Here is an 18376-nt window from a genome sequence, read left to right as displayed (position 1 = left end):
CGGATCAGCACAGAATTAGTTCTGACGGATGCGGAATTAGGTTCACCTTAGCAAAGCAACGACCGCGTGTCAATCTCACCTGAGGATGAGATTAAGATCACCGTGAGGGTTGGCCTACGGGGGCGGCTTGAGGAGGAACGCCCTGCGAGCGCCATCTCTGCCGGGCACGCATGGCGGGCTAGCGATGAAGGAGGCCTAGCCGCTACAATGGCGGGACACAAAACAGGACACACTCCTGGTTTGCGTCCTGTAGGAGAATCAAGGACTTAGGTTCGGGTTGACTCGATCCCCCTCTCTCCGCCAGTTTCATCGCAACCCGCCAAGGCGGGTTGACGAAGAACCGCGCTCCGGCGCGGTTTCGTGTCTATGGTGGCCCCGTCGGCCCCTCGCGACGCTAGGTTGAAAATCCCGCCAGGGCCGGAAGGCAGCAACGGTATCGACTGATGCGGGCGCCGAGGTCAGCCGGCGGGGCTACCGCCTTTTCGGGCATTGGCTATTCACTATCACCTGCCGTTGCGACGGCATCATCGTTATCGCAACGGAAGTATCCCAGGCCGCGGCAGCAACGGTATCGACTGGTGCAGGCGCTGAGGTCAGCCGGCGGGGCTACCGCCTTCTCGGGCATTGGCTATTCACTATCGCCTGCCGTTGCGACGGCATCATCGCTATCGCAACGGAAGTATCCCGGGGCGCGGCAGCAACGGATCGACTGATGCGGGCGCCGAGGTCAGCCGGCGGGGCTACCGCCTTTGGGGGGTTGGCTATTCGCTGACTCCTGCCGTTGCGACGGCATCATTGCCACTGCATCGGAAGTGTCGCGGGGCGCGGTTGGCTACTTCGCGATGATCCCCAGCGCATCCGGTTCGCGGCCGGTGACCCAGTAGTCGATCACCTGCCAGCGCTGCGTGTCGATCACCGCGATCCGGTCGCCGCCGCTGATGGCCACGTAGGCACGCGGCCGGTCGGCTGCGACCGCCACGCCGATCGGCAGCGCCGCGTCGCCCAACATCGGGGGCTGGTAGGTCATGTCATCGCGCGACAGCGACACGGTGGCGACCGGCACCTTGGTCCGGGCGTTGAACACGGCCAGCGTCGCCGCACGCGCATTGGTGACGAAGGCCAGGTCGCCGTCGGCCGAGAACACCACGCGGATCGGAAACCCCTTGCTGCTCATCCGCCGCTTGACCGCGAGCGTGCGCGGATCGTGCACGGTGAGGGTGCCGTCTTCGCGATTCGTCACCCATACCTCGGCGCCATCCGGACGGACCGCCACGCCTTCGGCACCCTTGCCCGCAGGTCGCTCCACCGTCTTCGTGCCGGTCTGCAGGTCGATCCGGCTCAGCGTGCCGGACTGGATCTTGGTCAGATACGCCACCTGGCCATCCGGCGATACCGCGATCATGTGGCCGGTGCCGGCGCCGACGTCGATCTCGCGTTCGATCTCCCCCGTCCCGACATCCACGATCAGTACGCTGGTCGAGGCTTCCGTCGTCACCAGCACGCGGCGGCCGTCGGGCAGGAAGCGCAGGCCGTGCGGCGCGCCGTGCTGGCCCAGGTCGATCGAACGCGTCGGCGTACCGCCGACCAGGTCCAGCACCGACAGCGTGCTGCCGGATTTCGCCTCGCCATAGTTGGTCACCACCGCCGAGCGGCCATCCGGTGCGACCTCGATCTCGTGCGGTGCCTCTCCGGTACGGAACTCGCCCACCCGACGGCCGTCGCGCAGCGACAGGCGCCAGACCGTATCGGCGGACTTGTTGCCGACCAGCAACTCGGCGGCGTGGACCGTGGGCGGCATCGCGCAGACCAGCCCCGCCAGCAGCAGCGCGAACGGCAATGACCGGATCATGTCCCCGCATCCTCCGCCATCGGGTGCAGCCAGTCCGCGTCGCCTTCGCGATAGTGCTCCCGCTTCCAGATCGGCACGCGCAGCTTCACCTGGTCGATGATGTAGCGGCAGGCATCGAAGGCCGCGCCGCGATGCGCGGCGCTCACGCCGACCCAGACCGCCAGGTCACCGATCGCCAGCGTGCCCACGCGATGCGTGCAGCCGGCTTCGATTACATCGAAGCGGGCCTTGGCCTCCGCGAGGATGCGTTGGCCTTCGCGTTCGGCCAACGCCGCATAGGCCTCGTAGTCCAGTCCATCGACGGCGCGGCCACCGTGATGGTCGCGTACCCAGCCCTCGAAGCTGGCGTAGCCGCCGGCGCGCGGATCGAGCACCTGCGCACGCAGCGACGTGATATCCAACGGCTCATCGGACAGCAGGAAGCCAGGCATGCTCAGCCTCCGCTCACGGGGGGAATGAAGGCGATCTCGCTGCCTGCCCGCACCGCGTCGCCCCAGCGCGCGAACTCGCCGTCCACCGCCACGCGCAGATGCTCGCGCGGCCAGGTGAACCCATGGCGCGCCTGCACTTCTTCGTAGAGCCCGGACAGATCCGCTGCCGTCGTCGAGATCGTTTCGCTGGCGATGCCGGCACGCTCACGCAGGCTGGCGAAGTAGAGCAGCGTCACCGTCGTCATCGCACCTGGCCCACGTCGCGCTTACCGCCGCGCTTGCCCACCAGCTTCGCCGGTCCCAGCACAATCGCGTGCGACAGCGCCTTGCACATGTCGTAGACCGTGAGCGCGGCCACCGTGGCGCCGGTCAGCGCCTCCATTTCGACGCCGGTGCGATGGACGGTGCGCACGTGGCAGTCGATGCGCAGCGTGGCATCGCCATCCCAGTCCACCGACAGCCGGCAGCCGTCGATGGGCAGCGGATGGCAGAACGGGATCAGCTCGTGCGTGCGCTTCACCGCCAGGGTACCGGCAATGATCGCGGTATCCACGATGCCACCCTTCGCACTGCGCAGCCCGTTGCGTTTCAGTTCGAGCGCCACCTCGGCGGGAAAGCGCACGCGGCAGGTGGCGAGCGCCTCGCGCGGCGTCGCGGCCTTGCCGGACACGTCGACCATGGCGGGACGGCCGTTCGCATCGAGGTGGGTCAGGGCGTTGCGGGGCATGAAAGTCCTGGGCGATTCAACCGCCGATAAGATACATCTCGACACGTCGCCGGTCCCGCACTTCCGGGCTGCCCCGCAGCTCGCTGTAGCGGTCGCCGCGCGCGGTCCACAGCGCCGCCACGTGGGCGAGCAGGGCATCCTCGCCATGCGCGAGCACGCTGCGCAGGTCGGCGCCCTCCCCGGCGAACAGGCAGGTGAACAGTCGCCCATCCGCCGAGACACGCGCGCGATGGCAGTCGCCGCAGAACGGCGTACTGACGGAACTGACGAAGCCCACTTCGCCACCGCCATCGTCGAACCCATACCGCTCCGCGACCTCGCCCCGATAGTCCGCCTGCAGCGGATGCAGCGGCCAGCGGGCGGCGATGCGGTCCCGCAGCACCGACGACGGCACCATCCGGTCCTGGCGCCAGTCGTTGCTGTCGCCCACGTCCATGAATTCGATGAAGCGGACCACATGACCGGTACCGCGGAAGCGTTCGACCAGCGGCAGCACCTGGTCCTCGTTGAGTCCCCGCTGCACGACGGCATTGATCTTGAGCCGCGCGAAACCGGCCGCCATCGCGGCGTCGATGCTGGCGAGCACGGTGCCCACCTGCCCTCGCCGCCCCGACATCTCGGCGAAGATGTCCGGATCCAGCGCATCCAGACTGACCGTGATCCGGCGCAGGCCGGCGTCGTGCAGCGCCTGCGCCTGCGACGCAAGCAGCATGCCGTTGGTGGTCAGGGCGATGTCTTCCAGTCCCGGAATGACCGCCAGGCGACGGACCAGGTCGGGCAGTCGCTTGCGCAGCAGCGGCTCGCCGCCAGTCAGGCGCAGCTTGCGCATGCCCAGCCGCACGAAGGCGCGCACCAGGGTCTCGATCTCGTCGAACGACAGCCGCTGCGACGCGTCGGTGCCATAGTCCTCGGGCACGCGGTCGGCGGGCATGCAGTAGCCGCAGCGGAAGTTGCAGGCATCGATGACCGACAGCCGCAGGTCATGCAGCGGACGACCCAGCCGATCGCGCGGCAGCACGGCGGGCGTCATGGCAGCGTGGTCGGCAAGGGCGTGGCGAGCGCAAGCCCATCGCCCGCCGCCGCGACGCGATGACCGCGCGCGCGCAGGGCCTCGGCATCGGCCGCACTGGCGTAGTGGTAGAGCACGCAGCGGGCCAGCAACGCGGCCGGATACTCGCGCTCCAGGTCGTCGATGCCGCTGTGCGAAGGATTGCCATGCAATGCGCAGTCGTGGGCGATGACCTCGCCGGCATCGGCATGGCGCGCCAGCATTTCTGGGATGGGCCGCGTATCGCCGGTCCACACCACGCTGCCGCGCAGTCGCAGGCCGAACGCGGTGTCCGGCCAGTGATGGCGGACGGGAAACACGTCGAGCCGCTGCCCGTCATGCCAGAACGCATCGCCCACCGGGATCAGCTGGAACGCATCCCAGAAGTTCGCGCCCCCTTCGGCCAGCACGTTCGGATAGCTGGCGATGCGCTGGTGCAGCACCGGCACCAGCGCTGCGGGCACGTACAGGCGGACCTGGCCGCGTCGCGTCGCGTCGAAGTAACTCGCCACGAACAGCCGTTCCATGCCGGCGACGTGGTCGAGGTGCACGTGGGTGATGAAGACGGCATCGGGCATGCTGCCGTAGCGGGCCTGGTAGGCGGTGAGTCCTTCGCCGCCGCAGTCGATGGTCAGCCATGGCGCACCGTCGCGCTCCAGCGTCGCCATCGCCGAGCCGAGCTCGACGGCCCCGGCATTGCCCACGCCCAGGAAGCGCAGTGTCCAGCCCACCTCAGTAGCCCCGCGACCAGGCGTGGTCGTAAGCGCGCCGCAGGTGGGCGAAGTCGTGGCCGACCGCCTCCACGCTGCGCTTGCCGCGCAACTTGAGCAGGGAACGCCGCAGCCGCGCGAGGTTCTGTTCGCGCCAGGCGGTGGCGGGGATGCGCAGCCGGCCACGGTCGAAGTCGATCAGCCAGCCATGACCGCTGGCGTCGAACAGGATGTTCTGCGCATTGAGATCGGCATGGTCCAGGCCGGCGCGATGGAAGCGCGCCACCAGCCGGCCGGTGCTTTCCCACGGTGCCTGCGCCTCCGCCTGACCGGCGATGTCGGCCAGCGTGCGCACCTCCAACAGCCGTTCCAGCAGGATCGCGGCGCGGTAGAACATGCCGTCGCGCACGTAGCTTGCCGCCACCGGACGCGGCACCGGCAGTCCGCGCGCCAGCAGCGCGCGGGTCAGCCGGAACTCGGCGAAACTGCGCGTCCGGTCCGGCCCGTGCCACAGGTAGCGGTCCTGGCTGAAGCGCGCGGCGAACCCGCCACGCCGGTAATGGCGCAGTACGCACTGGCTGGACGGCGCCTCGATGAACCAGGCGCTGCCGCGGCCGCCGCTGTCGACCGGCCGGGCCCGCTCGCCCCACTTGTCCGGGTCGAACCAGTCAGGATCCGCTTGCCGCAGGTGTTTGCGGTCGAACAGAATCGCACCGTATCCGCTGCCTTCGCGGAACGGCGTCAGGGATTCCGAAGCGTCAAAACCGACCATCCAGCGAGTCTAACAACACTTGTCCACGATTCCCCACTCACTGTGCCTGCTGCGCCTGTCCGCCCTCGGTGACGTGACCCATGTCGTGCCGCTGGTGCGCACCCTGCAGCGACACTGGCCGCAACTGTCGCTGCACTGGGTGATCGACAAGGGTGGCTTCAAGCTGCTCGACGGGCTGGAAGGCGTGACCTTCCACACCTACGACAAGCAGACCGGACTGGCCGGCATGCGGGCGCTGCGCCGCGAACTGCCCGGCCGTTTCGATGCCCTGCTGCAGATGCAGGTGGCCCTGCGCGCGAACCTGCTGTCGGCCTTCATCCCGGCGCGCCGCCGGATCGGTTACGACCGCAGCCGCTCCAAGGACCTGCATGGGCTGGTGATCAACGAGCGCATCCCCGACCGTCCCGGCATCCATGTGCTGGACGCGATGGGCAGCTTCTGCGAACCGCTCGGACTGAAACAGACCGACGTGGTGTGGGATCTGCCGGTGCCGGCGGACGCGCACGCGTGGGCCGCCGCGCAGTGGCCTGCCGACGGCAAGCGCACGCTAGTGATCTCGCCCTGTTCCAGCCATGTGCGCCGCAACTGGTTCGCCGACCGTTACGCCGCCGTTGCCGACCACGCTGCCGCGCAAGGCTGGCGCGTGGTGCTGTGCGGCGGCCGCAGCGAACTGGAACGGCAGACGGCCGACGCGATCATCGCCGCCATGCAGTCACCGGCGCTGGACCTCGTCGGCAAGGACACCCTGAAGCAGCTGCCGGCCCTGCTGGCGCGCGCCGACCTGGTGATGACGCCCGACTCCGGCCCCATGCACATCGCCAATGCCGTGGGCGCGGCCGTGCTCGGCCTGCATGCAGCCAGCAACCCGCGGCGCAGCGGTCCCTATTCCAGCGTCCGCTACTGCGTGGACCGCTACGACGATGCCGCGCGCCGCTACAAGGGCAAGCCCGCGGCGGAGCTCAAGTGGGGCAGCAAGATCGAACACGACGGCGTGATGGAACTGATCACCGTGGAAGACGGCATCGCCGCGTTCGAGCGGCGCCGGAGCGACCTGGCGGACTGATCGCGGGGCGTCAGGGCGTGCCGGCGGCCCGATAGTCCTGGTACGACTTCTCTTCCACGTAACTGGAACCCAGCGCCAGGTTGATGGCCTTCTTGATGCGGGCGCGCTCGTCGTTCTCGATATAGACGCTGCGGGCCAGACGGACGAAGTCGTCATCGAACGCCTGCGCCTTCTCCTTCAGCCGGACATCGTCCTCGATGACCCACAGCCGCTCGTTGACGGCTTTGAGCTGCGCGCGCAGCTCGACGATGTCGTGCCCGGCGACCGGGTGGGCCATCCAGGTCTTCTCCAGCGCGGACAGCTCGTCGCGCACGTGGGCCAGCTTGGCCGGATCGCTCATGCGCTCGGACTTGATCTGCAGGATGGCGATCTTGTCCAGCAGCTCACCGAAGGACACGGGGACGAGGATCTCGGACATGGAAGGCTCCGCTGAAAGGACGTCATTCTAGCGCTGGCGGCACCGCAGGCTTCTTCACGGCACGCGGCCGCAAACGCAAAAGCCCCCTTGCGGGGGCTTTCTTGAAACTGGCGGAGAGGGAGGGATTCGAACCCTCGATACGCTATTAACGTATGCCTGATTTCGAGTCAGGTACATTCAACCACTCTGCCACCTCTCCGGTGGCCCCGGGCTTCCCCGGGGGCGTGAATGATACGTGGCAGGCTGCATCCGGACAAGCGCGCCGACAAGGCGGACCGTCCGCGGCCTCACCTGGCTTCCACGTCGATGAACCCCGGCAGGCCCTTCAGGGGTCGCCAACCTTGCCCGATGTCCTGTCCAACCGGATCATTGCGTATGACCGGATAGGAAAAAGCCGTCCGCATAGACAGGGCACCATGATCGAATTCGGCCACATCTCCCACGTCGGCCTCAGGCGCGAGCTGAACGAAGACACCTACTACGGCGACAGCGAGCTGGGCCTGTGGCTGGTGGCCGACGGCATGGGCGGCCACGCCTGCGGCGAAGTGGCGAGCGCGCTGGCGCGCGAGACCATCGTGCGCGAGATCCGCGACGGCACGCCGCTGGCCCAGGCCATCCGGATCGCCGACGAGGAAATCATCCGCACCTCGCGCCGCCGCAACGACACCCTGCCGATGGGGACCACCGTGGTGGCCGCGCGCATCCAGGGCAACCGCTTCGAGGTGGCCTGGGTCGGCGACAGCCGTGCCTACCTCTGGCGCGAAGGCCAGCTTGCGCAACTGAGCCAGGACCACAGCTACGTGCAGGAGCTGATCGCGCAGGGCGCGCTGACCAGCGAACAGGCGCGCACCCATCCCCACCGCAACGTCGTGACCCAGGCGTTGGGCGTCACGGATCCGAACCACCTCAACGTGGAGACGATGACCGGGGAACTGCGTCCCGGCATGCAGCTGCTGCTGTGCAGCGACGGCCTGACCGAGGAAGTGGACGATCCCAGCATCGCCGCCACGCTCAAGCACGACGACTGCAGCGCACAGGAATGCGTGGATACGCTGATCGCCGCGGCCCTGGACGGCGGCGGGTCGGACAACGTCACCGCCATCCTGGTGCGCTGCCACTGATCTGCCTCCCTGCCGGGGCGGCACCCCGCCCGTCACACGGCGGGAAGGAATGAAGACACGGATCAAAGCGGATCAAGGCCGATAAAACAGGGCATTTGCGATCCGCTTCGCTTGATTGGATTTGATCCGCTTTGATCCGTGTCGTAAACGCTTTTCGGCTCTGCTCCGCACGATCCGCCTTGATCGGGGTTGTGACTGCTTGTCTAGCGTCCGCCGCGATCAGGAAGCCTCCAGCACCGGCGGGTCCCACAGGCAGCGGCCGCCGGCCTTCTTACGCAATGTCGCCAGACGGGCCTCGTGCGCCGCCAGTTCGTCGGCGGACGCGGTGACGCGCGGACGCGCGCCTGCAATCGCAGGATCGAAGGACACGGTCGCCGCCACCGCCGTGCCGGTCGCCGCGTCCTCGGCCCCGCCGAAGCCGATTTCGCGCTGGCCGGCGGTCAGGTTGAGATAGACCTCGCACAGCAGCTGGGCGTCCAGCAACGCGCCGTGCAACTGACGGTGCGTGTTGTCCACGCCCAGGCGCTTGCACAGGGCATCCAGCGAGTTGCGCTGGCCTGGGAAGCGCTGCCGCGCCAGCAGCAGCGAATCCTCCACGGTGACGCGGTCGGCCAGCCGGCCGTACTGCTCACCCAGCCGCGACAGTTCGTAATCGAGGAAGCCGACGTCGAACGCCGCGTTGTGGATCACCAGTTCGGCACCGTCGATGAAGGCCAGGAACTCGTCGGCGATGGCCGCGAACAGCGGCTTGTCGGACAGGAACTCCAGGCTGAGGCCGGTCACCTCCGCCGCACCCTGCTCGAACTCGCGCTGAGGGTTGATGTACTGGTGGTAGGTTCGACCGGTCGGCCGGCGTTCCAGCAGTTCCACGCAGCCGATTTCGACGACGCGGTTGCCCTTCTTCCACTCCAGGCCGGTGGTTTCGGTGTCGAGGATGATCTGTCGCATCAGGCGGCGGCTTCCGTGGGCAGGTGCAGGTGGAACAGGTCGAGCGGGTGCGCGACATGCGGCAGCACAATCATTCTGTCGAATTCGAATCCCAGTTTCTGCAACAGGCCGATCGAGGCCACGTTGTCCGGATTGACGATGGCGCGCAGGCGGGTGAGGGCGAGCCGGCCGCCGGCATCGGCGATCACTGCCCGTGCCGCCTCATGTGCGAAGCCCTGGCCGGCGTGCCCGGGCAACAACGCGTAGCCCAGGTCGGGACCGTCCAGGCCCTCGCGGCGGATCAGGCCGCAGTTGCCGATCAGGGCGCCGCTGTCACGGCGCCGGATCGCGTACATGCCGAAGCCGTGCTCCGCATAGCTGCGCACGGCACCGTCGCGCAGGTAGTCGCGCGCCTGATCCAGCGTCCGCACGCCGCGGTCGGCGATATGGCGGATGAAGGCGGGATCGTTGAGCAGCGCAAGCATCAGCGCGGCATCGGCGTCATCGCGATCGGACATCGCGTGGAGTTGCAGGCGCGGTGTCTCGGCGATGACCTTGCCCGGCAGGATCGCCACCGTCACGCCACCGCCCCGTGGCGGAAGCGCACGGCGGCATTGCGTGCCAACACGTCGACCCGCTCGTTGTCGGGGTCGCCGTTGTGGCCCTTCACCCACTTCCAGTCGATCTTGTGGCGGCCGGTGGCCGCGTGCAGGCGCTCCCAGAGATCGCGGTTCTTGACCGGATCGCCGCCGGCGGTCTTCCAGCCGCGCCGCACCCAGCCCGGCATCCATTCGGTGATGCCCTGGCGGACATACTGCGAATCGATGTGGAGCGTGACCTCGCAACCTTCGGTCAGTACCTCCAGCGCGGCGATGGCGGCCATCAGCTCCATGCGGTTGTTGGTGGTCTGCGCTTCGCCGCCGACGACTTCGCGCTCCTTCTCGCCATAGCGCAGGAGCGCGGCCCAGCCTCCCGGACCGGGATTGCCCAGGCAGGAGCCGTCGGTGTGGATGCTGACGTGTTTCATGAAACCTCTTGATCGGATGTCAGGCGGCGGGCGCCGCGCGCCACGCGCGCGCCACCGGCGCAGGGGGAATGAGGCCGGCCACGCGCTTCTCCGCCTCCAGCAGACGCGCGGCGCGGAACGGGGCCGGTCCATGGCCGGGCGCGTCGGGCACGCCCCGCCAGACCGGGCCGTAGTGCAGGACGTGCTGCGAGGCGACCAGGCCGGCCGCCGCCAGCTGCAGGTGCCATTGGCCAAGCCCGCGCGGTACCAGGCCGGCGCCGCGCCAGCGCAGGCGATAGGGGCTCCACGGATTCAGCACGAACAGCCACAGGCGTCCGCCGGGTTCGAGCACCCGCGCGCACTCCTGCAACAGCGGCTGCGGGTCGCCGGCATCCAGCACGTGTTGCAGCACGATCGCCCCCACGGCCTCGGTGGGCAGCGGCAGCGGCAATCCGCAGCGGACGTGGCCGGTCAGACGGTGGGAGGTGGCGGTGGCCAGCAGGTGCACGCCCCGCGTGGCCGGTGTGGCGCCATGGGCGGGATCCCCCCCCAGCGGCGACACCCACAGCCAGGGCTGCGGGGACCGGCTGGTGAGCGCCTGGCTCACCCGGGCATGCTCGGACGCGAGGATCGATCCGCCGTGGCCCGACCCGAACCACGCCAGGGCATCGGGTTGACGGGTAAACGCGAACGCAGGCATGTTCGGATTGTAGAGGACGCCGCCCCCGGGCGTCCGTAACCCGCCCGGAGCCCCTCCCCCGATGCGCCTGCTCGCCCTGCCCGCCTTCGAGGACAACTACATCTGGGCGCTGGTCGACGACGAGGGCGACGCGCTGGTGATCGATCCCGGCGATGCGGCCCCGGTGCTGGCGGCCACCGGCAACGGCTTGTGGCCGGCGGCGGTGCTGGTGACCCACCACCACCCCGACCATGCCGGCGGCGTCGCCGCCCTGCGCGCGCGCTGGCCGACGCTGCCCGTGTTCGCACCCGGGGACGACCGCATCCCCGACGCCACCGAGCGCGTGGGCGATGGCGATGTGGTGCGGGTGAAGCACTGGCAGCTGTCGGTGCTGGGCGTGCCCGGACATACGCGCAGCCACATCGCCTTCCACGGCGGTGGCACCGACGGCCCACCACACCTGTTCTGCGGCGACACCTTGTTCAGTCTCGGCTGCGGGCGCCTGTTCGAGGGCACCCCGCCGCAGATGCTGGCCTCGCTGGAACGCCTGGCGGCGCTGCCGGCCGCGTCGCTGGTCTGCTGCGGCCATGAGTACACCCTGGCCAATGGCGCGTTCGCCAGCGCCGTGGACCCGCACAATCCGGCGCTGCGCGAACGCCTGCAGGACGCCCGTGTGATGCGCCAGGCCGGTCGCCCCACTCTGCCCGTGACGCTCGCCAGCGAGATCGCGACCAATCCGTTCCTGCGGGTGGACACCGACGCCATCCGCGCGGCGGTGTCCCACCGCCTGGGCCGCGCCCCGGCCGACCGGGTGGAGACGTTCGCGACGCTGCGGCAATGGAAGAACGATTTCCGCGCATGAGTCCACCTCGCCCTCTGTATCTCGCGCTTCTTGCCGCTGGCTTTGCGTTGATGCCGCACGTGGCACTCGCCGCCGACCCACCCGCTGAGGCCCCGACCGCACCTGCCGCGCCACCGTTGGACCCCGCCGGTGTACCGGCCAGCCACCAGCGCAGCGGACTGGAGATCTACCAGCGCTTCCGCGACGGACTAGCCGACCCCGCGTGCGACAGCCAGGCCACCAACGGACGCTGGAAAAAGCACTTCAGCCATGCGCCCGGGCAGCTGGCACGCGCCGAGGACGACCTGCTGCCGCTGTTCGGTTACGTGGTCGATGCGCTGCGCGAGGCGCACCTGCCCACCGAGTACGCACTGATTCCGTTCGTGGAAAGCGGCTACAAGCCGGGCGTACGCAATCCGCAGGGCCCGGCCGGGCTGTGGCAATTCATCGGTATCACTGCGCGCAACCAGGGCGTGCCGATGCGCGAAGGCTACGACGGCCGGCTGTCGCCGGTGGATTCCACCCAGGCCGCCATCCGCTACCTCAAGACGCTGCATGGCATGTTCGGGGGCGACTGGCGCCTGACGGTGATGGCCTACAACGCCGGCGAGTACCGCCTGCTGCAGTCCATGCGCCGTGCCGGCATGAACGCACGCAATGCGCGCCCGGCGGAACTGCCGGGGCTGTCGGGCATCACCTACGCCTATGTCGAGAAGCTGCATGCGCTGGCGTGCATCTTCCAGCAGGCCGACGATCGCGATGCCTGGCTCAGACAGATGGATCGGCCGGTGCCGCGCCTGGCGGCGCACGTCCTGCCCGGTGATGCGACCCTCGATGCGTGGGCCAGGCAACAGCAGCAGCCAGTGGCACTGCTCAAGCGCCTCAATCCTGCCCTGGCGGGCCGCTTCAGCCGGGGCACCAAGCCGATCCGGCTGCTGGCGCCGACGACGGCAGGCGTGGACGACACCGCAGCAGACGCACCGCCCTCATCGACACCCGAGGCCGCACTGGCATCGACGTCCGCCGGCACGCCCCGCGATACCCGCACGCACACCGTCAGACGCGGCGACTCCGCCTGGACCATCGCCCGCCGTTACGGCATCACGCCGGCGCGCCTGCTGCAGGTGAACGGACTGGGAGCGGATGCCGTCCTGCGGCCCGGGATGGTGCTGAAGCTGGACAGCACCACGGACTGATCCGTTTCGCACAGTGGAAAAAAGAATCCCGCCTGGCGGCGGGATTCGGTTGGAACCTGCTGCGCGGCTCAGAGCCGCTCTTCGAAGACCTTGACCTTGAAGCGCTTGCGCAGCGCATCCACGTAGGCCTGCGTCGCGATGCCGCCATTGAGCTGCACCAGCTGCTGCTGCATGCTCGCGCGCTCTTCGGGCGGCATGTCCGCGATGGCACCGTCGGTCACCTTGTTGACGGTGAAGATCGCATAGGCGCCGTCACCCAGCGCCACCTTGCCGGCCACGACCTTGCCGTCCGCCGGACGACCCGCGGCGAAGATGGCTTCGTTCGCTTCGGCCGTCGGCATCGGCATGCCACGGCGCAGGCCAGGCAGTTCGTTGAAACGCAGGCCGTCGGCAGCGGCGACCGTCGCCAGCGATTCGCCCTTCTGCACGCGGGCGACCAGCGCGTCCGCGGCAGCCTGGGCGGCCTTCTCCTGCCGGTCCGTACGGATGGCCTGCACGACGGCATCGCGCGCCTTGTCCAGCGGCAACGCCTGCTCGGGCGTGTGCTGGGCGACGCGGATGACGACGCTGTGGCTGGGCGCGATCTCGATCGGATCGCTGATCGTGCCGTCCTGTACCAGCGTGTCGGAGAACGCCGCACGCAACACCGCCGGCACCGTCGCGATGCCCTGCGGCTGGTCGCGCGAGAACGGACCGACCTTCTGCAGCGGCAGGCCGGTGGCTTGGGCCGCCGGTGCCAGCGCCGTGGGGTTCTTCAGCGTTTCATTGACCACGCGACCGGCCAGCTCGTTGTACGCACGCTCGCGCTCGCCGTTGGCCTCTTCGGCCGCCAGTTCGCCGCGCACTTCCTCGAAGCTGCGACCGGTGCCGGGATTGATCTGCTTCAGCTGCAACACGTGGTAGCCGAAGTCGCTCTTGACCGGGCCGCGGATCTCACCGGCCTGCATCGCGAACGCAGCGTCCTCGAAAGGCTTGACCATCGAGCCGTCCTTCGCGAACGGCGGCAGTTCGCCACCGGCATCCTTCGAGCCCGGATCGTCGGAATTCGCGCGCGCCAACGCGGCGAAGTCGGCGCCCTCGCGCGCCTGCTTGGCCAGCGCGGCGGCCTTGTCTTCGGCCTTCTTCTGCGTGGCGGCATCGGCACTTGCATCCGCCGCGATCAGGATGTGCGCGACCACGCGCTGCTCCGGCGACATGAAGCGCGACTTTTCCGCCTCGTAGCGCTTCTGCAGCGCGGCCTCGTCGGGCGTCGCCGTGACCGGCAACGTGGCGCCGTTGATTTCCACGTACTCCAGCGAGACCTGCTCGGGTTGCTTGAAGTCGCTCTTGTGGCTGTCGTACCAGGCCTTGATCTGCGCATCGGTGACCGGCGTCGTGTCCTCGGCCACCGGCGGCAACAGCGCGATGCCAATGTCGCGCGTCTCACCGAGCAGCTTCCACATGCGCGCCTGCTCGCCCTCGGTGACGAAGTCGGAATCACTGATCGCCTGCGGCAACAGCATCATGCGCAGGCGCTCGCGCTGCTGTTCCTCGAACTGCAGCGGCGAGACCGCCGGCACCTGAGACGCCAGCAACAGCTGGTACTGCTGGGGGCTGAACTTGCCATCGACCTGGAACGCCGGCTCGCTCGCGATCATCTTCTGCACGGCGGCGTCGCCCACCACGATGCCCGCGCGCTTCGCACCCAGCGCCAGCACCTTCTGGTCGATCAGCTGCTCCAGCACCTTGCGCTTGTTGTCGGCGCTCTCGAACTCGCGCGGATCGAACGCATCGCCCAGCGCCTGGCGCTGCTGCTGGCGAGCCTGCTCGAAGGCCGTGCGGAAATCGTCCTGCGTGACCTCTTCGCGCTGCCACAAGGTCGATACCGGCCACCACTGCGGCGCGGACTCCCACCATGTCGGCGGCGCTTCGACCAGCGCCACGTCACTGGCGGTGCCGCCGGTCACGTATTCGTTCACGCCGACGAAGGCGAACGGAATGATCAGCAGACCCAGGATCAGGCTGGCGACCCAGCCGGTGGTTTTGTCGCGGAGTTTCTGCAGCATGTGCGCACGGGACCCGAATTCTTTCAGCCGCGCAGTTTAGCGCGCCCGGGCAGCGGCGTCTCGCCACCCGGCGGCTCCACGGCTACCGGACATCCTGTGGCGCCCGGCGGAACACGGACAGCAAAAAGCCCGCTTTCGCGGGCTTTTTGGGTGAAATGGCGGAGTGGACGGGACTCGAACCCGCGACCTCCGGCGTGACAGGCCAGCATTCTAACCGACTGAACTACCACTCCGCGCTGAGACGAACATTGTAAGACGATTTCAGCGATTTCCGCTAGACCATCCGACAATTTTTTTAATCTTGCATCGCCCCGATGTGGTGGGTGCTGAGGGTTTCGAACCCCCGACCCTCTCCGTGTAAGGGAGACGCTCTACCGCTGAGCTAAGCACCCGGGTGATCGCACCCTGCCATCGGCAGCGAGTCGATTAGTTTACGGCATCCTTCAGGGCTTTGCCAGCCTTGAACGCGGGGTTCTTGGAGGCCTTGATCTTGATGGTATCGCCGGTCTTCGGGTTGCGACCCGTGCGAGCGGCACGCTTGCGGACCTGGAAGGTACCGAAGCCGACCAGCGTCACGCTGTCGCCCTTCTTGAGGGCCTTGGTGATGCTGGAGATGACGGCGTCGACGGCACGGCCGGCTTCGGCCTTGGACACTTCGGCTTCGTCGGCGACGGCATCGATCAATTCGGTTTTGTTCATTGAGTAACTCCCTGTGCGGCACAACCGCGGAATGAGTGACCGGCACCTCTGGCTTCGCTCGCCTGATCGGAACCGGTCGTGATGTCCACGCGCATCGAGACACTGCCTCGTGCATGCGGGTGACGTCGTTATACCAGTGCGAAAAATGCCACGCAAGCCGAAAACCCAGTAATGACGCGGGTTTCAGGGCGATGACAGGCATCGCCGAGCATCTTCCTCAATGCTTCACGCCGGGTTGCTGGGAGCCCTTGCCGCGCTCCTTCTTGGTCGCCGGCACCACGCGTTCGCCACCGTCGCCGCCATCGGCGGGCACGGGCGCCAGCGGTCGCTCCAGCGCCAGGTCGAGCACCTCGTCGATCCACTTCACCGGCACGATCTTCATGCCCTCGGTGACGTTGGCGGGAATGTCGGCCAGGTCCTTCTTGTTCTCGTCGGGAATGATCACCGTGGTGATGCCGCCGCGCAGCGCCGCCAGCAGCTTCTCCTTGAGGCCGCCGATCGCGGTGACGCGGCCGCGCAGGGTGATCTCGCCCGTCATCGCGACATCGGCGCGCACCGGATTGCGGGTGAGTGCGGAGACCAGCGCGGTCGCCATCGCGATGCCTGCGCTCGGCCCGTCCTTCGGCGTGGCGCCATCAGGCACGTGCAGGTGAACGTCGTGCTTCTGCAGGAACTCCGTATCCACGCCCAGGCTGGCCGCGCGACTGCGCACCACCGACAACGCGGCGGAACCGGATTCCTTCATCACGTCGCCGAGCTGGCCGGTCAGCAGCATGCCACCCTTGCCCGGCACCAGCGCGACTTCGATCTGCAGCAGGTCGCCGCCGACTTCCGTCCAGGCCAGGCCGGTGACCAGGCCGATCTCGTTCTGCTCTTCGGCACGACCGAAGTCGTAACGGCGCACCCCGGCGTATTTCTCCAGATTCTTCGAACTGACCTGCATCGCGGTTGCCTTCTTGCGCGCGGGCTTCGGGCCGGCGAGCGCGATTTCCTTGACCACCTTGCGGCAGATCTTGGCGACTTCGCGCTCGAGGTTGCGTACGCCGGATTCGCGCGTGTAGTAGCGGACCAGGTCGCGGATCGCGTTTTCGGCGATCTTCAACTCGTCCGCCTTCAGGCCGTTCGCCTTCAGCTGCTTCGGCACCAGGTAGCGCTGTGCGATGTTGACCTTCTCATCCTCGGTATAGCCGGGGATGCGGATCACTTCCATGCGGTCCAGCAGCGGGCCCGGGATGTTGAGCGAATTTGAGGTCGCGACGAACATCACCTCGGACAGGTCCAAGTCCACTTCCAGGTAGTGGTCGTTGAAGGCGCTGTTCTGTTCGGGATCCAGCACTTCCAGCAAGGCGGACGACGGGTCGCCGCGAAAATCCATCGACATCTTGTCGATCTCGTCCAGCACGAACAACGGATTCTTGCTGCCGGTCTTGTTGAGGTTCTGCACGATGCGGCCCGGCATCGACCCGACGTAGGTGCGGCGGTGTCCGCGGATCTCCGCCTCGTCGCGCACGCCGCCGAGCGACATGCGCACGAACTTGCGGTTGGTCGCCTTGGCGATGCTCTGGCCCAGCGAGGTCTTGCCGACGCCCGGCGGGCCGACCAGACACAGGATGGGGCCGCGCAGCTTCTTCACCCGCGACTGCACGGCGAGGTATTCGAGGATGCGCTCCTTCACCTTCTCCAGACCATAGTGGTCGGCATCCAGCGTGTCCTGCGCGACCTTGAGATCCTTGCGCACCTTGCTGCGCTTGTTCCAAGGCACGCCGAGCAGCCAGTCCAGGTAGTTGCGCACCACCGCGGCCTCGGCCGACATCGGCGACATCTGCTTGAGCTTGTTGAGCTCGTTGCGCGCCTTGGTCTCGACGGGCTTGGGCATGCCGGCAGCCGCGATCTTGCGCGCCAGCTCTTCCAGTTCGTTGGGCGCCTCGTCCAACTCGCCCAGTTCCTTCTGGATGGCCTTCATCTGCTCGTTGAGGTAGTACTCGCGCTGGCTCTTCTCCATCTGCGACTTCACGCGGCCGCGGATGCGCTTCTCCAACTGCTGCACGTCGATCTCGCCGTCGACGAAGCCGACCAGCAGTTCCAGCCGTTCACCGACTTCGACCGTCTCCAGCAGCCGCTGCTTGTCGCTCAGGCGCACGCCCAGGTGCGCGGCGATGGTGTCGGCCAGGCGGCTGGGCTCGTCGATGCCGGCCAGCGTCTGCAGCAGTTCCGGCGGCAGCTTGCGGTTGGTCTTGACGTACTGCTCGAACAGGCTCATCAGCGAACGCGCGACGGCCTCGATCTCGCGCGGCTCACGCGCGTCGGTGGAATCGATCTCCTCGCCCTGCCCGTACAGCGATCCGTCGCGCTCGGTCACGTTCGACACGGTCACGCGCGCCGTGCCCTCGACCAGGACCTTGATCGTGCCATCCGGCAGCTTCAGCAACTGCAGCACCTGCGCGAGCGTGCCGACGGTGTACAGGTCCGCGGCCGCGGGGTCGTCGGTTTCGGCGGACTTCTGCGCCAGCAGGATGATGCGCTTGTCGGCTTCCATCGCCTGCTCCAGCGCGCGCATGGACTTGTCGCGACCGACGAACAGCGGGATGACCATGTGCGGGAACACCACCACGTCGCGTAGCGGCAGGACCGGCAGGTCGAGGATTTCAGTCTGGGGACGGCGGGGCATGGGGGCTCCAGCAAGTGCGGAATGCAGGGGTGCGCAGGCACCAATGGGCCCGTTATGGGGCCATCGCCCGAGGGATGCAAGAGCGTCGCCAAAACACCAAGGGAACCGGCCACTTGCGGCAGAGCTCCAGAAACTGAACAGGCGCCACATGGGCGCCTGTCAGAGGAGAGGATCCC

Annotated in this window: 19 protein-coding genes, 3 tRNA genes and 1 other RNA gene; 5 read left to right on the top strand and 18 right to left on the bottom strand. The window is 67.9% G+C overall.

The window, feature by feature from the left end; all coding sequences use genetic code 11:
- Window positions 1-375: 375 nt before the first annotated feature.
- Window positions 376-472, top strand: an RNA gene (gene ffs, locus ASD77_RS17775) — signal recognition particle sRNA small type.
- Window positions 473-832: 360 nt separating this feature from the next.
- On the opposite strand, the gene ASD77_RS12355 is transcribed toward ffs, so the two are convergent.
- From ASD77_RS12355 to ASD77_RS12325, 7 genes are read right to left on the bottom strand one after another with little or no spacing between them, the layout of a single operon-like run.
- On the bottom strand, window positions 833-1849 hold the full coding sequence (locus tag ASD77_RS12355) for a beta-propeller fold lactonase family protein (protein ID WP_055942043.1): 1017 nt from the start codon (window positions 1847-1849) through the stop codon (window positions 833-835).
- On the bottom strand, window positions 1846-2280 hold the full coding sequence (locus ASD77_RS12350; RefSeq protein ID WP_055942040.1) for a molybdenum cofactor biosynthesis protein MoaE: 435 nt from the start codon (window positions 2278-2280) through the stop codon (window positions 1846-1848). The genes ASD77_RS12355 and ASD77_RS12350 overlap by 4 nt, the downstream gene beginning before the upstream one ends.
- A gap of 2 nt (window positions 2281-2282) precedes the next feature.
- The gene (gene moaD, locus ASD77_RS12345; protein WP_055942036.1) at window positions 2283-2525 is read right to left on the bottom strand and encodes a molybdopterin converting factor subunit 1; all 243 of its coding nucleotides are present in this window, start codon (window positions 2523-2525) and stop codon (window positions 2283-2285) included.
- On the bottom strand, window positions 2522-3007 hold the full coding sequence (gene moaC, locus ASD77_RS12340) for a cyclic pyranopterin monophosphate synthase MoaC (RefSeq protein ID WP_055942033.1): 486 nt from the start codon (window positions 3005-3007) through the stop codon (window positions 2522-2524). The genes moaD and moaC overlap by 4 nt, the downstream gene beginning before the upstream one ends.
- A 16-nt stretch (window positions 3008-3023) precedes the next feature.
- Window positions 3024-4037 carry a GTP 3',8-cyclase MoaA gene (gene moaA / locus ASD77_RS12335; protein WP_055942030.1) on the bottom strand — a complete coding sequence of 338 codons (1014 nt, stop codon included), beginning with the start codon at window positions 4035-4037 and terminating at the stop codon, window positions 3024-3026.
- Window positions 4034-4786 (bottom strand): MBL fold metallo-hydrolase, encoded by a 753-nt coding sequence (locus tag ASD77_RS12330; protein WP_055942026.1) that lies wholly within the window; start codon window positions 4784-4786, stop codon window positions 4034-4036. Before ASD77_RS12330 ends, moaA begins: the two co-directional genes overlap by 4 nt.
- A 1-nt stretch (window position 4787) precedes the next feature.
- Window positions 4788-5537: a 3-deoxy-D-manno-octulosonic acid kinase gene (locus ASD77_RS12325; RefSeq protein WP_055942023.1), complete on the bottom strand. Its 750-nt coding sequence runs from the start codon at window positions 5535-5537 to the stop codon at window positions 4788-4790.
- Window positions 5538-5556: 19 nt separating this feature from the next.
- Between ASD77_RS12325 and ASD77_RS12320 the strand changes: the two genes are divergently transcribed.
- Complete coding sequence (locus tag ASD77_RS12320; protein WP_055942020.1) at window positions 5557-6600, top strand: glycosyltransferase family 9 protein; 1044 nt, start codon at window positions 5557-5559, stop codon at window positions 6598-6600.
- Between the two features lie 10 nt (window positions 6601-6610).
- Here the strand turns inward: ASD77_RS12320 and ASD77_RS12315 are convergent, their stop codons facing one another.
- Together ASD77_RS12315 and ASD77_RS12310 are read right to left on the bottom strand one after the other, a co-directional pair.
- On the bottom strand, window positions 6611-7018 hold the full coding sequence (locus ASD77_RS12315; protein ID WP_055942017.1) for a DUF6165 family protein: 408 nt from the start codon (window positions 7016-7018) through the stop codon (window positions 6611-6613).
- A gap of 108 nt (window positions 7019-7126) precedes the next feature.
- Window positions 7127-7217: transfer RNA gene (locus tag ASD77_RS12310), tRNA-Ser, on the bottom strand.
- Window positions 7218-7434: 217 nt separating this feature from the next.
- Here ASD77_RS12310 and ASD77_RS12305 point away from each other — a divergent pair.
- Window positions 7435-8139 (top strand): PP2C family serine/threonine-protein phosphatase, encoded by a 705-nt coding sequence (locus ASD77_RS12305; protein ID WP_055942014.1) that lies wholly within the window; start codon window positions 7435-7437, stop codon window positions 8137-8139.
- A gap of 219 nt (window positions 8140-8358) precedes the next feature.
- Here ASD77_RS12305 and dnaQ read toward each other — a convergent pair whose 3' ends face one another.
- Genes dnaQ through ASD77_RS12285 form a run of 4 tightly spaced genes read right to left on the bottom strand, consistent with a single transcriptional unit; the run spans window position 8359 to window position 10772 of the window.
- On the bottom strand, window positions 8359-9087 hold the full coding sequence (dnaQ, locus tag ASD77_RS12300; protein WP_055942010.1) for a DNA polymerase III subunit epsilon: 729 nt from the start codon (window positions 9085-9087) through the stop codon (window positions 8359-8361).
- Entirely contained in the window at window positions 9087-9647 is a 561-nt protein-coding gene (locus ASD77_RS12295; RefSeq protein ID WP_268793382.1) for a GNAT family N-acetyltransferase, read from the bottom strand. The genes dnaQ and ASD77_RS12295 overlap by 1 nt, the downstream gene beginning before the upstream one ends.
- Window positions 9644-10093 (bottom strand): ribonuclease HI, encoded by a 450-nt coding sequence (gene rnhA, locus ASD77_RS12290; RefSeq protein WP_055942006.1) that lies wholly within the window; start codon window positions 10091-10093, stop codon window positions 9644-9646. The genes ASD77_RS12295 and rnhA overlap by 4 nt, the downstream gene beginning before the upstream one ends.
- 19 nt (window positions 10094-10112) lie before the next feature.
- Entirely contained in the window at window positions 10113-10772 is a 660-nt protein-coding gene (locus ASD77_RS12285) for a methyltransferase domain-containing protein (protein ID WP_055942002.1), read from the bottom strand.
- Window positions 10773-10833: 61 nt separating this feature from the next.
- Here ASD77_RS12285 and gloB point away from each other — a divergent pair, with 61 nt between their 5' ends.
- Complete coding sequence (gene gloB / locus ASD77_RS12280) at window positions 10834-11613, top strand: hydroxyacylglutathione hydrolase (RefSeq protein ID WP_055941998.1); 780 nt, start codon at window positions 10834-10836, stop codon at window positions 11611-11613.
- Between the two features lie 50 nt (window positions 11614-11663).
- Window positions 11664-12788, top strand: coding sequence for a lytic transglycosylase domain-containing protein (locus tag ASD77_RS12275; RefSeq protein ID WP_156383663.1), 1125 nt, complete (start codon window positions 11664-11666; stop codon window positions 12786-12788).
- Window positions 12789-12856: 68 nt separating this feature from the next.
- Here the strand turns inward: ASD77_RS12275 and ASD77_RS12270 are convergent, their stop codons facing one another.
- From ASD77_RS12270 to lon, 5 genes are all read right to left on the bottom strand, one after another.
- Window positions 12857-14833 carry a SurA N-terminal domain-containing protein gene (locus ASD77_RS12270; RefSeq protein ID WP_055941993.1) on the bottom strand — a complete coding sequence of 659 codons (1977 nt, stop codon included), beginning with the start codon at window positions 14831-14833 and terminating at the stop codon, window positions 12857-12859.
- 156 nt (window positions 14834-14989) lie between these two features.
- Window positions 14990-15066: transfer RNA gene (locus ASD77_RS12265), tRNA-Asp, on the bottom strand.
- An 84-nt stretch (window positions 15067-15150) separates the two neighbouring features.
- Window positions 15151-15225: transfer RNA gene (locus ASD77_RS12260), tRNA-Val, on the bottom strand.
- A gap of 34 nt (window positions 15226-15259) precedes the next feature.
- A complete protein-coding gene (locus ASD77_RS12255; RefSeq protein ID WP_268793387.1) occupies window positions 15260-15565 on the bottom strand; it encodes an HU family DNA-binding protein in 306 nt (101 codons plus the stop codon).
- A gap of 184 nt (window positions 15566-15749) precedes the next feature.
- Window positions 15750-18200 carry an endopeptidase La gene (lon, locus tag ASD77_RS12250; RefSeq protein ID WP_055941988.1) on the bottom strand — a complete coding sequence of 817 codons (2451 nt, stop codon included), beginning with the start codon at window positions 18198-18200 and terminating at the stop codon, window positions 15750-15752.
- Window positions 18201-18376 lie beyond the last annotated feature (176 nt).

The sequence above is a fragment of the Pseudoxanthomonas sp. Root65 genome (genome assembly GCF_001427635.1).
In the GTDB taxonomy this organism is placed as follows: Bacteria; Pseudomonadota; Gammaproteobacteria; order Xanthomonadales; family Xanthomonadaceae; genus Pseudoxanthomonas_A.
Note: the sequence above shows the minus strand (reverse complement) of the source record. Positions and strands in the feature narration are given on the sequence as shown.